The organism is Luteimonas sp. MC1895 (assembly GCF_016457215.1).
GTDB lineage: Bacteria > Pseudomonadota > Gammaproteobacteria > Xanthomonadales > Xanthomonadaceae > Luteimonas.
This window is the reverse complement of record NZ_JAEMDY010000003.1, coordinates 337,426-351,600: the sequence shown is the minus strand read 5'-3', so window position 1 is coordinate 351,600 and position 14,175 is coordinate 337,426. Positions and strand designations below refer to the sequence as shown.

The 14,175-nt window shown below is 71.9% G+C and carries 16 protein-coding genes; 13 read left to right on the top strand and 3 right to left on the bottom strand.

The window, feature by feature from the left end; translation table 11 throughout:
* Positions 1-6: 6 nt before the first annotated feature.
* Positions 7-960, bottom strand: coding sequence for an AAA family ATPase (locus tag JG616_RS09655; RefSeq protein ID WP_199359927.1), 954 nt, complete (start codon positions 958-960; stop codon positions 7-9).
* 47 nt (positions 961-1,007) lie between these two features.
* Here JG616_RS09655 and JG616_RS09650 point away from each other — a divergent pair, with 47 nt between their 5' ends.
* The gene (locus JG616_RS09650) at positions 1,008-2,861 is read left to right on the top strand and encodes a glycosyltransferase family 39 protein (RefSeq protein ID WP_199359928.1); all 1,854 of its coding nucleotides are present in this window, start codon (positions 1,008-1,010) and stop codon (positions 2,859-2,861) included.
* Positions 2,862-2,865: 4 nt separating this feature from the next.
* Here JG616_RS09650 and JG616_RS09645 read toward each other — a convergent pair whose 3' ends face one another.
* On the bottom strand, positions 2,866-3,447 hold the full coding sequence (locus JG616_RS09645) for a Maf family nucleotide pyrophosphatase (protein WP_199359929.1): 582 nt from the start codon (positions 3,445-3,447) through the stop codon (positions 2,866-2,868).
* Positions 3,444-3,806, bottom strand: a complete 363-nt coding sequence (locus JG616_RS09640; protein ID WP_199359930.1) for a hypothetical protein — start codon at positions 3,804-3,806, stop codon at positions 3,444-3,446. Before JG616_RS09640 ends, JG616_RS09645 begins: the two co-directional genes overlap by 4 nt.
* Before the next feature lie 135 nt (positions 3,807-3,941).
* Between JG616_RS09640 and JG616_RS09635 the strand changes: the two genes are divergently transcribed.
* The 12 genes from JG616_RS09635 (at position 3,942) to JG616_RS09580 (ending at position 14,105) form a co-directional block, all read left to right on the top strand.
* On the top strand, positions 3,942-4,469 hold the full coding sequence (locus JG616_RS09635; protein WP_199392442.1) for a YceD family protein: 528 nt from the start codon (positions 3,942-3,944) through the stop codon (positions 4,467-4,469).
* A gap of 43 nt (positions 4,470-4,512) precedes the next feature.
* Entirely contained in the window at positions 4,513-4,707 is a 195-nt protein-coding gene (gene rpmF / locus JG616_RS09630; RefSeq protein WP_199359932.1) for a 50S ribosomal protein L32, read from the top strand.
* Positions 4,708-4,815: 108 nt separating this feature from the next.
* On the top strand, positions 4,816-5,808 hold the full coding sequence (locus JG616_RS09625; RefSeq protein WP_199359933.1) for a beta-ketoacyl-ACP synthase III: 993 nt from the start codon (positions 4,816-4,818) through the stop codon (positions 5,806-5,808).
* 188 nt (positions 5,809-5,996) lie between these two features.
* The gene (gene fabD / locus JG616_RS09620) at positions 5,997-6,941 is read left to right on the top strand and encodes an ACP S-malonyltransferase (RefSeq protein ID WP_199392441.1); all 945 of its coding nucleotides are present in this window, start codon (positions 5,997-5,999) and stop codon (positions 6,939-6,941) included.
* A 56-nt stretch (positions 6,942-6,997) separates the two neighbouring features.
* Positions 6,998-7,741, top strand: coding sequence for a 3-oxoacyl-ACP reductase FabG (gene fabG / locus JG616_RS09615; RefSeq protein ID WP_199359935.1), 744 nt, complete (start codon positions 6,998-7,000; stop codon positions 7,739-7,741).
* Positions 7,742-7,852: 111 nt separating this feature from the next.
* Positions 7,853-8,092 carry an acyl carrier protein gene (gene acpP, locus JG616_RS09610; protein WP_133000863.1) on the top strand — a complete coding sequence of 80 codons (240 nt, stop codon included), beginning with the start codon at positions 7,853-7,855 and terminating at the stop codon, positions 8,090-8,092.
* Positions 8,093-8,215: 123 nt separating this feature from the next.
* Positions 8,216-9,451, top strand: a complete 1,236-nt coding sequence (gene fabF / locus JG616_RS09605) for a beta-ketoacyl-ACP synthase II (protein WP_199392440.1) — start codon at positions 8,216-8,218, stop codon at positions 9,449-9,451.
* A gap of 37 nt (positions 9,452-9,488) precedes the next feature.
* Positions 9,489-10,934, top strand: coding sequence for an aminodeoxychorismate synthase component I (locus JG616_RS09600; RefSeq protein ID WP_199392439.1), 1,446 nt, complete (start codon positions 9,489-9,491; stop codon positions 10,932-10,934).
* A gap of 75 nt (positions 10,935-11,009) precedes the next feature.
* Positions 11,010-12,056, top strand: a complete 1,047-nt coding sequence (mltG, locus tag JG616_RS09595) for an endolytic transglycosylase MltG (RefSeq protein ID WP_199392438.1) — start codon at positions 11,010-11,012, stop codon at positions 12,054-12,056.
* Positions 12,053-12,709, top strand: a complete 657-nt coding sequence (tmk, locus tag JG616_RS09590) for a dTMP kinase (protein WP_199392437.1) — start codon at positions 12,053-12,055, stop codon at positions 12,707-12,709. The genes mltG and tmk overlap by 4 nt, the downstream gene beginning before the upstream one ends.
* Complete coding sequence (locus tag JG616_RS09585) at positions 12,706-13,749, top strand: DNA polymerase III subunit delta' (RefSeq protein WP_199359940.1); 1,044 nt, start codon at positions 12,706-12,708, stop codon at positions 13,747-13,749. The genes tmk and JG616_RS09585 overlap by 4 nt, the downstream gene beginning before the upstream one ends.
* Positions 13,746-14,105, top strand: a complete 360-nt coding sequence (locus JG616_RS09580) for a PilZ domain-containing protein (RefSeq protein WP_199359941.1) — start codon at positions 13,746-13,748, stop codon at positions 14,103-14,105. Before JG616_RS09585 ends, JG616_RS09580 begins: the two co-directional genes overlap by 4 nt.
* Positions 14,106-14,175 lie beyond the last annotated feature (70 nt).

Genomic DNA, 14,175 nt, shown 5'->3' with positions numbered 1-14,175 from the left:
CCACGCTCAGTCGACCGCGACGGCGTGCAGGATCGCCTTCGCCAGGCCCGCTGCGTCGCCGGCGTCGGCATCGCCCACCAGCCGGTGCGCGGCCACGGCGGCGAACAGCGCCTGGATGTCGTCCGGGAGCACGTGGCCCCGGCCCAGCAGCAGAGCATGCGCGCGCGCCGCGCGCAGCAGGGCGATGCCGGCGCGCGGCGACAGGCCCACGCGCACGCCGGCGTGATGGCGGCTGCGTTCGAGCAGCGCCTGCACGTAGCGCACCAGCGCATCGCTGGCATGCACCGCCAGCACCGCCTCGCGCAGACGCAGCACCTGGTCGGCGCCCAGCACCGGCAGGGCCTGCGCGATCAGGTCGCGGCGGTCCGCGCCCGCCAGTAGCGCGCGCTCGGCCTCGGGGTCGGGGTAGCCGAGCTGCAGCCGCAGCAGGAAGCGGTCCAGCTGGGAGTCGGGCAGGGGATAGGTGCCGGCGAGGTCGACCGGGTTCTGCGTGGCGATGACGAAGAACGGCCGCGGCAGGGCATGCGTGGTGCCGTCGACGGTGACCTGGTGCTCGGCCATGGCCTCGAGCAGGGCGCTCTGGGTGCGCGGCGGCGCGCGGTTGATCTCGTCGGCCAGCAGCACGTGGGCGAACACGGGACCCGGGTGGAAGCTGAAGCCGCCACCCTGCGCGTCGTACACCGACACGCCGACGATGTCCGAGGGCAGGAGGTCGGAGGTGAACTGCACGCGCTGGAAGCCCAGCCCCAGCGTCGCGGCCAGCGCATGCGCCAGCGTGGTTTTGCCCAGTCCGGGCAGGTCCTCGATCAGCAGGTGGCCGTCGGAAAGCAGGGCGGTGAAGGCGAAGCGGACCGCGTGCGCCTTGCCCAGTACCAGTGAATTCACCTGCGCCTGCGCATCATGCAGGGCGCCGCGCAGGGTGTCGGGTAGCATGTCCGGATTTGCGGACTGGGCTGTCATGCCGGGCTCCATATGGCTCTTTCGAAGTGTAGCGAGGTCGTTGCAGGATGCGGGAAAAGATCGACGCGCGTGCGGCATTCGTCGCACTGTGGTGTGCACTGCTGCTGTTGAAGGCGGTGGTCGCCGCGCGCCTGCCGCTGTTCGTCGACGAAGCCTTCTACTGGCAGGAAAGCCGCCACCTGGCGTGGGCCTACTCCGATCTTCCGGGGCTGACCGCCTGGCTGATCCGGCTCGGCACCACGGTCTTCGGCGAAGGCACGCTCGCGCTGCGCATGCCCTTCCTGCTGCTGGCGTCGCTGGCGCCGTGGCTGGTGGTGCGGATCACCGCGCGCGAGTTCGGCGAGCGTCTGGGCTGGCTCGCGGGCATCGCCACGCTGCTGCTGCCGCTGTCGGGGACGCTGGGGCTGATGGCGCTTCCGGACACCGCGATGGTGCTGGCGACCCTGCTGTGCCTCGATGCCGGCGCGCGGCTGCTGCGGGGCGTGGGCTACGGCGCGGCGCTGCAGCTCGCGCTTGGCCTGGCCATCGGCGCGCTCAGCCACTACCGCTTCGCCGCGGTGATCGGCGTGGGTGCGCTGGCGCTGCTGGCGCTGCCGCAGGGACGCCAGGCGCTGCGCGACCCGCGGCTGTGGATCGCGGTCGCCTTCGGCCTCGCGGCCTGGACGCCGCTGCTGGCCTGGAACTTCGAGAACGCCGAGGCCGGCCTGCGGTTCCAGCTGGTCGACCGTCATCCCTGGGCCTGGCAGGCCGACGGCTTCTGGTTCATCGCCATCCAGGCGCTGCTGGCTACGCCGCTGCTGTTCGTGGCCCTGCTGTGGTCGGGCTGGCGGGGCGCCCGCGACGCGCGCGATCCCGTGCGCTACATCGCCCTGTGCGGCGGCCTCGTAGTGCTGGGCTTCTTCGTGCTGGGCTTCTTCGCCGACACCGAGCGGGTGAGCTTCCACTGGCCGCTGCCGGGGATGGTGGCGCTGCTGCCGCTGCTGCCGGCCCTGCTGCTGCGCTGGCCGCGCTGGCTGCGCGTGCTCACCTGGGCGAGCGCCGGCGTCGGCCTGGCGGCGGTACTCGGCTATTACGCCCTGGTCTCGGTGCCCGAGCTGCGCGCGCGCACCGCTGCGCTGAAGTGGTATCCGTCGAACTTCGCCGGCTGGGACGTGCTCGCCGACGGCGTGCGCGAGGTGCGCGCCGGCATGCCCGAAGGCACGCGGCTCGTGGCCGACAACTTCAAGGTCGGCGCGGAGCTCGGCTTTGCGCTGGACGACGCCGGGATCGAAGTACTCGAGCATCCGGTCAACCGCCAGCACGGCCGCGCGCCGCAGCTGCGCCTGTGGGACCTGGAAGCGACCGGCGCCGTCGATCGCGGGGGTCCCGTGCTGCTGGTGATCGCCGCCAGCGAGATCGAATACAAGCATCTGCTGCTGCGCTACCACGCGCTGTGCCGCCGCTTCGGACCCTTGCCGCCGCCGCGGGTGTTGAACGTCGACCACGGGCGCACGCGCTTCCTGCTGTTCGCCATCGAGGGCGCGGCCCGGGACCCCGGCGCGGCGTGCACCCTGCCGGCCCTGGCCTGGATCGACCGTCCGGCGTCGGGCGAGGGCGTCGGGCCGGTGTTCGGCGTCAGGGGCTGGGCCTTCAAGGACGGCGTGGGCGTGGAGCGCGTCGAGGTCCTGCTCGATGGCGAGGTGGTCGCCGAGGCCGACTACGGCATCCCGAGCCCGGGGGTCGCGCATTTCTGGAAGATCTCGACCGATCCGGGGCATCCACGGGTCGGTTTCTCGGCGGAGGTGGAGCTGCCGGCGGACAGCGGCGGCACGCACTGGCTGGGCCTGCGCCTGCACGGGCGCGACGGCAGCGTCGAGGACTGGTCGGAGCAGCGGATCGAAGTGGCCGCGCCTGCGCGCTGAGGCCTCAGGGCAGGGCGAGGCCCGACCGGCGCAGCAGGCCTGCGGTCGCGATCAGTGGCAGGCCGACCAGGGCCGTCGGATCGGTGGTCTCGATCGCCTCGAACAGCGCGATGCCCAAGCCCTCGCACTTGAAGCTGCCGGCGCAGTCGAAGGGCCGTTCGAGGTCGACGTAACGCTCGATCTCCCCACGCTCCAGGCGGCGGAAGCGCACCAGGGTGGTGTCGGCCGCGCTGAAGACGTCCCCGCCCACGGCCACCGCCACCGCGGTGCGGAAGGCCACGCTGCGCCCGGACATCGCCAGCAGCTGCGCGATCGCCGCCTCGTGCCCCCCCGGCTTGCCGAGCGGCGTGCCATCAAGGTCCGCGACCTGGTCGGACCCGATCACGCGCGCGGCCGGGTGCAGGCGGGCCACGGCGGCGGCCTTGGCTTCGGCCAGCCGGAGGGCCAGGGCCAGCGGCGGCTCGCCGGGGCGCGGGCTTTCGTCGACCTCGGGACGGACGGTCTCGAAGGGCAGGCGCAGCCGCGCCAGCAGCTCGCGACGGTAGGGCGAGGTCGAGGCCAGGACCAGGCCGGGCGCGGGGTTCACGACAGCGGTGCCCGCGCGCGCTCGATCCGGCCGAGCTGCTGCTCGATCCGCCCGCGCGCCTGGTCGATCGAGGCGCGCACCGCCTCCAGCTGGATGGCGGAGGCCGCGGCGCCATGCTGCTGCAGCCACAGGCGCTGGCGGAGCATTTCCTGCATGGCGTCGCGCACCGGATCGGCGCCTTCGCCGGCCACGGCCTCGATCTCGCTGCGCGCGGTGCGCAGGCGGGCCTCCAGCGCGTCGGCCGCGTCGAGCACGCCGGCCATCGCCTGGCGGTGCCGCGCGTGTCCGCCGCGACGGCGTAGAATCAGCCAGGCCACCAGGGCCGCGGCGGTTGCGATCAGCAGCAGGATCGGGGTCAAGCGGGACGCCTCGTGAACGGGCCCGCAGTCTGCCGCCGAAGCGCCGCGGGTGGCAAATTGCCCGCCGCGGCAAGGGTTTGGCCGGCGGGGCCGGGTTTGACACCGGGCGGTCCGAGGCATAACATTCCGCGGCTTATGTCCGCAGACGTGCCCGAAGTACTCGACGCCTGGCGCATGGTTTCAGCCCGTCGCGAGTTCGCCGGCCGGCTGCCGCTGTCCGCCCTGTCGCGCCTGCGCGACGTGCTGGTCGACGCGGAGGGCGACGTGGCGTTCACGCTGTCCTTCGACCGCGACGCGCTGCGGGTGCCCTATGTGGAACTGGGGATCGAGGCGCAGCTGCCGCTGCTCTGCCAGCGCACGCTGCAGCGCTTCGTGTTTCCGGTCAGCGTGGTGCAGCGGCTGGGATTGCTGCGTGCCGGGGAAGAGGAGGCCGAGGTTGCCGAGGCCGCGCTGCCGGAGGGCTATGAAGCCCTCGAGGTGGGCGAGGACGGTGCCATCCGCCCCCTGGACCTGGTGGAAGATGAGCTGATCCTGGCGGTGCCGGTGGTTCCGGTGTCGCCGGGCTCGGAAAGCGTCGAGCGCGACTGGCCGGTCACCGCCGACGAGGAGGCGCAGGCCAACCCGTTCGCGGCACTGGCGGCGCTGAAGAAGAAAACCGATTGACCTGATCGTCCCGATCACCCGAATTCGTTGCTGGAGCAATCCCATGGCTGTTCAGAAGTCCCGCGTCTCCCCCTCCCGCCGCGGCATGCGTCGCGCCCACGATGCGCTGTGCGCCAAGCAGCTGTCGACCGACCCGACCTCGGGCGAGACCCACATCCGCCACCACATGACCGCCGACGGCTTCTACCGTGGCCGCCAGGTCATCGTGCCGAAGACCCGCGTCGTCGAAGAAGACTGATCCGCGCGCCCGCCCTTCGGCGGGCGATGTCCTGGCCGCCGCGCCCGTGCGCGGTACGGCCACTGGCGCCATGATGGGCGCCCTGCACACGCGAGGTCCGTCAGCGAAATGAGCGAGTCTTCCGCACCGCGCGTCTATGCGCGCATTGCCGGAACCGGCAGCTACCTGCCGGCCAAGGTCCTGACCAACGCCGACCTGGCCGAGTTCGTCGACACCTCCGACGAGTGGATCGCGTCGCGCACCGGCATCCGCCAGCGCCACGTGGCCGCCGAAGGCGAGACCACCGGTGACCTCGGCCTGCGCGCCGCGCTCCGCGCGCTGGAAGCGGCGGGCACCGATGCCTCCGAGATCGAGCTCATCGTGGTCGGCACGACCACGCCCGACCTGGTGTTCCCGTCCACCGCCTGCCTGATCCAGGCGCGGCTGGGCATCGCCGGCTGCCCGGCGTTCGACGTCAACGCCGCGTGCTCGGGCTTCATCTACGCGCTCAGCGTGGCCGAGAAGTTCATCGCCTCGGGTTCGGTGAAGACGGCGCTGGTGATCGGCTCCGAGACCCTCACGCGCATGGTCGACTGGAGCGAGCGCACCACCTGCGTGCTGTTCGGCGACGGCGCCGGCGCGGTGGTCCTCAAGGCCGATACCGAAACCGGCATCCTCAGCACCCACCTGCACGCCGACGGCGCAAAGAAGGAACTGCTGTGGAACCCGGTCGGCGTGTCGGTCGGCTTCAAGGAAGGCGAAAAGAACGCCGGCGTGCGCATCAACATGGCCGGCAGCGACGTCTTCAAGCACGCGGTCAAGGCGCTGGATTCGATCGTCGAGGAGACGCTCGAGGCCAACGGCATCGACCGCCACGAGATCGACTGGCTGATCCCGCACCAGGCCAACCTGCGCATCATCGAAGCCACGGCCAAGCGCCTGGACATGCCGATGGACCGGGTGATCGTCACCGTCGACCGCCACGGCAACACCTCGTCGGGCTCGGTGCCGCTGGCGCTGGACGAAGCGGTGCGCTCGGGCAAGGTCGAACGCGGCCAGCTGCTGCTGCTGGAAGCCTTCGGCGGCGGCTTCACCTGGGGCTCGGCGCTGCTGCGCTACTGAGTCACCCGCACCGCACCACGCAAGGGCCGCGCACGTCGCGGCCCTTTGCGTTCATCCGTGGCAAACGCTTTGTCCTGCTGCCTGGTCCAGCGCGTCATCCCTGGCGATGCGCCTCAATACGGGCGGGTACAGACGAAGCCGCGGGTTCGCGCTTATCATCGCCCGGCTTTTTTCGATTGGACGTGCGCGTGACCGTTCCCAACCTCGCATTCGTGTTCCCCGGACAGGGCTCGCAGTCGCCGGGCATGCTGGCCGACCTGGCCGATGCGCATGCCGTGGTCCGCGAGACCTTCGCCGAGGCGTCGGACGGCGCCGGCGTCGATCTCTGGGCGCTGTCGCAGGACGCGGCCGACGGACGCCTCGACCGCACCGAATTCACCCAGCCGGCGCTGCTCGCCGCGGGCGTGGCGACGTGGAGGGCGTGGCAGGCCGCCGGCGGTGCGATGCCGGCGCTGCTGGCCGGGCACAGCCTGGGCGAGTATTCCGCGCTGGTCGCGGCCGGTGCGTTGCCGCTGGTCGATGGCGCGCGACTGGTGCGCCTGCGCGGACAGCTGATGCAGGACGCCGCACCCGCGGGCACCGGTGCGATGGCCGCGGTCATCGGTGCCGAGGATGCGCTGGTGCGCGAGACCTGCGCCGAGGCCTCGTCCGACGACGTGGTGGTGCCGGCCAACTTCAATTCCCCCGGCCAGATCGTCATTGGCGGCCATGCCGCGGCGGTCGATCGTGCACTCGAGCTGCTGGCGGGTAAGGGCGTGCGCAAGGTGGTCAAGCTCGCGGTGAGCGTGCCCTCGCATACGCCGCTGATGCGCGAAGCCGCCAATCGCCTGTCGGAAGCGATGTCCGGCCTGGCCTGGAGCAGGCCGTCGCTGCCGGTGGTGCAGAACGTCGATGCCGAAGTGCACGACGGCGTGCACGCGATCCGCGACGCGCTGGTGCGCCAGCTCTACCTGCCGGTGCAGTGGACCGGCTGCATGCAGGCGCTCGCCGCGCGCGGCGCCTCGCGCATCGCCGAATGCGGCCCCGGCAAGGTCCTCACCGGCCTGGCGAAGCGCATCGACAAAATCCTCGACGCCCGCGCCCTCGGCACCGCCGCTGACTTCGACGCCACCTTGGCGGAATGGAAGAGCTGATTTTTTGCCGCGTAGATCCGTGGCAAAGCTTTTGAACTGACACAGGCAAAAACGAAATGACCCACGAACTGAAAGGCGAGATCGCGCTGGTGACCGGCGCCAGCCGTGGCATCGGTGCCGCGATTGCCGACGAACTGGCCGCGCGCGGCGCGACGGTCGTCGGCACCGCGACCAGCGAGGCCGGCGCGAAGGCGGTCGGTGACCGGCTTGCCGCGCAGGGCGGCCATGGGCGCGTGCTCGATGTCTCCGAACCCGGCGCGATCGAGGCGCTGATCGAGGCGATCGGCACCGACATCGGCGCGATCTCGATCCTGGTCAACAACGCCGGCATCACCCGCGACAACCTGCTGATGCGGATGAAGGACGCGGACTGGCAGGCGATCCTCGACACCAACCTGACCAGCGTCTATCGCAGCAGCAAGGCGGTGATGCGCGGGATGATGAAGGCCCGCCGCGGCCGCATCATCAACATCGCATCGGTCGTCGGCGTGACCGGCAACGCCGGCCAGGCGAACTACGCGGCGGCCAAGGCCGGCGTCATCGCCTTCTCCAAGTCGCTGGCGAAGGAGATCGGCAGCCGCGGCGTGACCGTCAACGTGGTCGCGCCGGGCTTCATCGCCACCGACATGACCCGTGACCTCCCCGAAGACGCCAAGGCGGCGATGGCGCAGCAGATCGCGCTCGGCCGCCTGGGCGAGTCCACCGACATCGCCCGCGCCGTCGCCTTCCTGGCCGGCCCGGACGCCGGCTACATCACCGGCGAGACCCTGCACGTCAACGGCGGCATGTACATGCCGTAATGCACCCGGGCGCCAAGCCCTTGAATCGAAAGGGGGCGGGCGGGCCATACCAGCCCCGGCCGAATCCCTTACACTACCCACCGCAACAGCCTCCACCGGAGCCAACAACCAATGAGCAGCATCGAAGAGCGCGTCAAGAAGATCGTCGTCGAACAACTGGGCGTCAAGGAAGACGAGGTCAGCGCAAGCGCCTCCTTCGTCGACGACCTGGGTGCGGATTCCCTCGACACCGTCGAGCTGGTGATGGCCCTCGAAGAAGAGTTCGAGTGCGAGATCCCCGACGAGGAAGCCGAGAAGATCACTTCGGTGCAGCAGGCGATCGACTACATCAAGGCCCACGTCAAGGCCTGATCGCAGCCGGCGCGGAAGCGCCGCATCGAATGTACAACCCGGGGCCGCTGATGCGGCCTCGGGCGTTTCCGGCGCGCCACATCGGCGCGCACCGCACAGCACGCACAACCGTCCGGAGTTCCCATGTCCAAGCGTCGCGTCGTCATCACCGGCCTCGGCATCCTGTCGCCTCTCGGCAATGACCTGGCCTCGTCCTGGCAGGGCATCGTGGACGGCCGTTCGGGCATCGGCCCGATCACCAATTTCGACGCGTCGGCGTTCGCCACCCGCATCGCCGGCGAGGTCAAGGGCTTCGATCCCGCGCAGTGGATCCCGGCCAAGGACGTCAAGAAGATGGACCCCTTCGTCCATTACGGCGTCGCCGCCTCGATGATGGCGCTGCAGGACGCGGGGCTCGACGTCGCCGCCGACCCCGAGCGCATCGGCGTGGCCATCGGCGCCGGCATCGGCGGCCTGAAGGGCATCGAGGAAACCTCGATCAAGTACCACGAGAGCGGCCCGCGCAAGATCTCGCCGTTCTACGTGCCGAGCACCATCATCAACATGATCGCCGGACAGGTCTCGATGATGACCGGCGCCAAGGGCCCGAACATTGCCGCGGTCACCGCCTGCACCACGGCCACCCACAACATCGGCCTGGCGATGCGCATGATCCAGTACGGCGACGCCGACGCGATGATCGCCGGCGGCGCCGAGTTCGCGACCACCCCGACGTCGCTGGGCGGCTTCTGCGCGATGAAGGCACTGTCGACCCGCAACGACGACCCGCAGCGCGCCTCGCGCCCCTGGGACGAGGGCCGCGACGGCTTCGTCATGGGCGATGGCGCCGGCATCCTCGTCGTCGAGGAGTACGAGCGCGCGAAGGCGCGTGGTGCGCGTATCTACGCCGAGCTCGCCGGCTTCGGCATGAGCGGCGACGCCTACCACATGACCGCGCCGAGCGAGAACGGCGAGGGCGGCGCGCGCTGCATGGTGGCCGCGATCCGCGACGCCGGCATGGACCCGTCCGAGGTCGGCTACATCAACGCGCACGGCACTTCGACCCCGGCCGGCGACCTCGCCGAAACCATGGGCATCAAGAGCGTGCTCGGCGCGCATGCGCGCAAGGTGATGGTCAGCTCGACCAAGTCGATGACCGGCCACCTGCTGGGCGCGGCGGGCGGCGTCGAGGCGGTGTTCTCGGCGATGGCGCTGCACACCGGCGTCATCCCGCCGACGATCAACCTCGACAATCCGTCCGAGGGCTGCGACCTCGACTACGTGCCGCACACCGCGCGCGAAGCGCAGGTCGATGTCGCGATGTCGAACTCGTTCGGCTTCGGCGGCACCAACGGCAGCCTGGTCTTCCGCCGCGTCTGATCCACGGCGCCGCCCCGCGGGGCGGCGAGGCCCGCACATGACCCACGTCCGCGCGCTCGCGCCCGGCTTCGACCTGCTCGCGCTGCAGCAGCGGGCGCCCGCGCGCTATCCGCTGCTGCTCGAATCGGTGGCTTCGGGCACGGCGCACGGGCGCTGGGACATGCTGCTGGCCGCCGATGGCCGCCGGCTGGTGCTGGGCCGCGACGGGCGCACGCGACGTGAGGGCGCGAGTGCCGGCGTGGATGCCCCCGCGCCGCACGATGCCACCGCGATCGACGACGACTTCCTGCGCGCGCTCGACGCGGAATGGCAGGCTGTCCGCCGGCCGGCCGCGGTGTCGCCGTGGCCCTTCCGCGGCGGCTGGGCACTGCTGCTGGGCTACGAGCTGGCCGCGCAGGTGGAGCCCGTGCTGCGGCTGCCCATGCCGCCCGGCGCGCTGCCGGTCGCCGTGGCCTGCCGCTGTCCGGCCGCGGTCCTGCGCGACCGCGCGAGCGGCGGGATGGTCGCGGTGGCCGAGGCGGGCGCGGAGGCGCTGCTCGAAGCGCTGCTCGCCGACATCGCCGACATCGAGGACATCGCCGACAGCGCCGACACCGGCGGCATGGCGGATATCGCGGTCAGCGAAGACAGCGCCGCCAGCGCCATGTCCTGGCCGAACCTGCGCGAATGCGCCGAAGCCCCAAGCGACGCCTATCTCGCCGCCGCCGCCCGCGCGCTGGACTACATCCGCGCCGGCGACGTCTTCCAGGTGAACCTGTCGCGCGGCTGGGAAGTCCGCTTCGACTCGCCGCTGCCGCCCGCCGCTCTGTACGCACGCCTGCGCCGCGCCAACCCGGCGCCGTTCGCCGGACTCTTCGACCTCGGCGACGCCGGCGCGGTGGTCAGCGCCTCGCCTGAGCGGCTGGTCTCGGTGCGTGGCGACCTGGTCGAGACGCGCCCCATCGCCGGCACCCGTCCGCGACTGCCGGGCGAAGACGACGCCGGGCGCATCCGCGAACTGATCGGCCATGCCAAGGAGCGCGCCGAGCACGTGATGCTGGTCGACCTCGAGCGCAACGACCTCGGACGGGTCTGCCGCGGGGGGAGCGTCGAGGTCGACGAGCTGATGGTGGTCGAGAGCTATGCGCACGTGCACCACATCGTCAGCAACGTGCGCGGCCGCCTGCGCGAGGACGCGACGCCGGGCGCGGTGCTGCGCGCGGTATTCCCCGGCGGCACGATCACCGGCGCGCCCAAGGTGCGCTGCATGGAGATCATCGCCGAGCTGGAAGGGGTCGGGCGCGGCGCCTACACCGGTGCGATGGGTTGGCTCGACCGCAGCGGCGACCTCGACCTCAACATCCTCATCCGCAGCGCGGAGGTGGCCGGCGACACGCTGCGCTTCCGCACCGGCGCCGGGATCGTGGCCGATTCCGACCCGGCGGCCGAACTCGACGAGACGCGCGCCAAGGCCCGCGGCATGCTGCAGGCGATCGGAGCCTGACCGGCGCCGCGGCGGGCACGGTATCCTTCGGCGCATGCACCTGATTCCCGGTTCCAACCGCGCGCGGCGCGCGCCATGAGGGCGCTCAAGCGGATCGTCCTCGCCCTGTTCCTGCTCTCGGCGCTGGCCGCCGGCGCCGCCGGCTGGTGGGCCTGGAGCGGTTACCAGCGCTTCGCCAATGCGCCCCTGCCGGGCGTGGAAGCCGGTGACAGCCTGGTGGTGGAGCGCGGCGACACGCTGCGCAGCGTGGTGACCCGCCTGCGCGCCCAGGGCATCGACGCCGGCCGTGGCCTCGAGTGGCGGCTGCTGGCGCGCCAGCTCGGCACCGGGGGCCGCATCCAGGTCGGCGAGTACGCGCTCGAGCCCGGCCTCACGGCGAGCCAGCTGCTGCAGCACATGCGCGACGGCAAGGTCGTGCGCCACCACTTCACCATCGTCGAAGGCTGGAACATCCGCGAGCTGCGCGCCGCGCTGGCACGCGTGACGCCGCTGGTCCAGACCCTGCACGAGGTCGACGACGCTGCGCTGATGGCGATGCTCGGCCGCGAGGGCCTGCATCCGGAGGGCCGCTTCCTGCCCGAGACCTACGCCTACGACCGCGGCGACACCGACGTCGACCTGCTGCGCCGCGCCGCCGGCGATCTCGACCGCGCGCTGGCCGCCGCCTGGGAGGCGCGCGCGGACGACCTGCCGATCGACACCGCGGAGGAGGCCCTGGTGCTGGCCTCGATCGTGGAGAAGGAGACCGGCATCGCCGAGGAGCGGCCGCTGATCGCCGGCGTCTTCACCCGCCGCCTGCGCATCGGCATGCGCCTGCAGACCGACCCGACGGTGATCTACGGCATGGGCAGCGCCTACGCCGGCAACATCCGCCGCAGCGACCTCACCACCGATACGCCCTACAACACCTATACCCGCGATGGCCTGCCGCCCACGCCGATCGCGATGGCCGGCGTCGACGCGCTGCGCGCCGCGACCCGCCCCGACGAGGGCGAGGCGCTGTACTTCGTGGCGGTCGGCGACGGCAGCGGACGGCACGTCTTCTCGCCCTCGCTGGACGCGCACAACGCCGCCGTGCGCCAGTACGTGCAGCGCTATCGCGAACGGCACGGGCCGCGATGAGCGCGCTGCCCCTGCATCCGCGCTTCGTGTCGCTGGAAGGCGGCGAGGGCGCCGGAAAGACCACGGTGCTGGCTGCGCTGCGCGCGGCGCTCGAGGCGGCCGGCGACAAAGCGGCCGGCAGCGAGGTCGTCGTCACCCGCGAGCCCGGCGGTACGCCGCTGGCCGAGAAGATCCGCGCGCTGCTGCTGCATCCGGGCGAGGAGGCGCTGGCGGCCGAGACCGAGCTGATGCTGATGTTCGCCGCGCGCGCCCAGCATGTGCGGGCGACGATCCTGCCCGCGCTCGAGCGCGGCGCGTGGGTGCTGTGCGACCGCTTCACCGATTCCAGCTACGCCTACCAGGGCGGCGGGCGCGGGCTCGATCCGGCCTTCATCGACGTCCTGGAGCAGCGCGTGGTCGGCCTGCGACCTGGCCTCACCCTCCTGCTCGACCTCGACGTCGCCCAGGGACGCGCGCGCATCGAAAGCCGCGATCCGCATCCCGACCGCATCGAGCGCGAGCGCGGGGCGTTCTTCGAACGCGTGCGCCAGGCCTTCCTCGCCCGCGCGGCCGCCGAGCCGCGGCGTTTCCGCGTCATCGACGCGTCGCGCACCGTCGACGAAGTGGTCGCCGAGGCGGTCGCCCGGCTCCGGGCCTTCGCGGGGGCGGCATGAGCCTCGACATCACCCTGGCGCCCTGGCAGCAGCGCATGCACGACCACGCGGCCGCCGCGATCGACGGCGGCCGCATGGGCCACGCGCTGCTGTTCTGCGGCCCGCCGATGCTGGGCAAGCGCCTGGTCGCCGAACGCCTGGCGCAGCGCGTGCTGTGCCTGTCGACGGATCCCGCCGCGCGCCCCTGCGGCCAGTGCCGCGCCTGCGTGCTGTACCACTCGCGATCGCAGAAGGATCCCGTCGAGCAGCGTCCCGATGGTTCGCCCTCGCATCCCTGGGGCCACCCCGGGCACCCCGACGCGATCTTCGTCGGCCATGCCTGGCGCATGACGCCGTCGCCGCCGCGCCAGCTCACCGTCGTGCCGGTCGACCAGGTACGCGAACTGTCGACGCGCCTGTCGACCACGCCGCAGTACGGCAGCGCCAAGGTGGCGATCATCGATCCGGCCGACGACATGAACGACGCCGCCGCCAACGCGCTGCTGAAGACGCTGGAGGAGCCGGTGCCGGGCCGCTACCTGTGGCTGCTGAGCGCCAACCCCGCGCGGCTGCCGGCGACGATCCGCAGCCGCTGCCAGCGCCTCGAGTTCCGGCTGCCGCCCGCGGACGAGGCGGTCGCCTGGCTGCGCGGGCAGGGCCACGCCGATGCGCCTGCCGCCGAGGCGCTGGCCGCCGCGCGCGGCCACCCCGGCCTCGCCGATGCCTGGCTGCGCGACGGTGGCATGGCGCTGCGCCGCGAGGTGGCCGGCGACATGGCGCGGCTGGCCGCGCACACGGCCTCGCCGCTGGAGGTCGCCAAGGCCTGGAGCGGCGACGAACAGGCCTTGCAGCGCCTGCGGCATGCCGCCGACGTGGCCCGCGACGCGGCCGCCGGCTTGACCGATCCGATGCGAATCCGGAAGCTGGCGACCTGGTTCGACAGCGCCAACCGCACGCGAGAGCTGCTCCGCAGCACGATCCGCGCCGACCTCGCGCTGGTGGACCTGCTGCTCGCATGGCGCGACGCGGCGGGCGACACGACACGGGGAGTCACGCGATGAGTGCAACAGGCGGCGGCGCACGGCAGGGCATCCTGTCGCTGGCGGTCAAGGACAAGGCCCAGCTGTATGCGGCCTACATGCCCTACCTGAAGCACGGCGGCATCTTCGTGCCGACCACCCGGCGCTACTTCATCGGCGACGAGGTCTTCGTCCTGCTCACGCTGCCCGAGTCGAGCGAGCGCCTGCCGGCCGCCGGCAAGGTGGTCTGGGTGACCCCGCCCGGTGCCCAGGGCAACCGCACCGCCGGCATCGGCGTGCAGTTCGCTGACACGGCCGAGGGCGAAAACGTGAAGGGAAAGATCGAGACCCTGCTCGCCGGCTCGCTGAACGCGGACAAGGCCACGCACACGATGTAGCCCGGGCGGTGCTTCGCCTGTCCGGAGTGCCGCCGGTGGCGCGTTGACGCGGATACCCCCCGTCACCGGA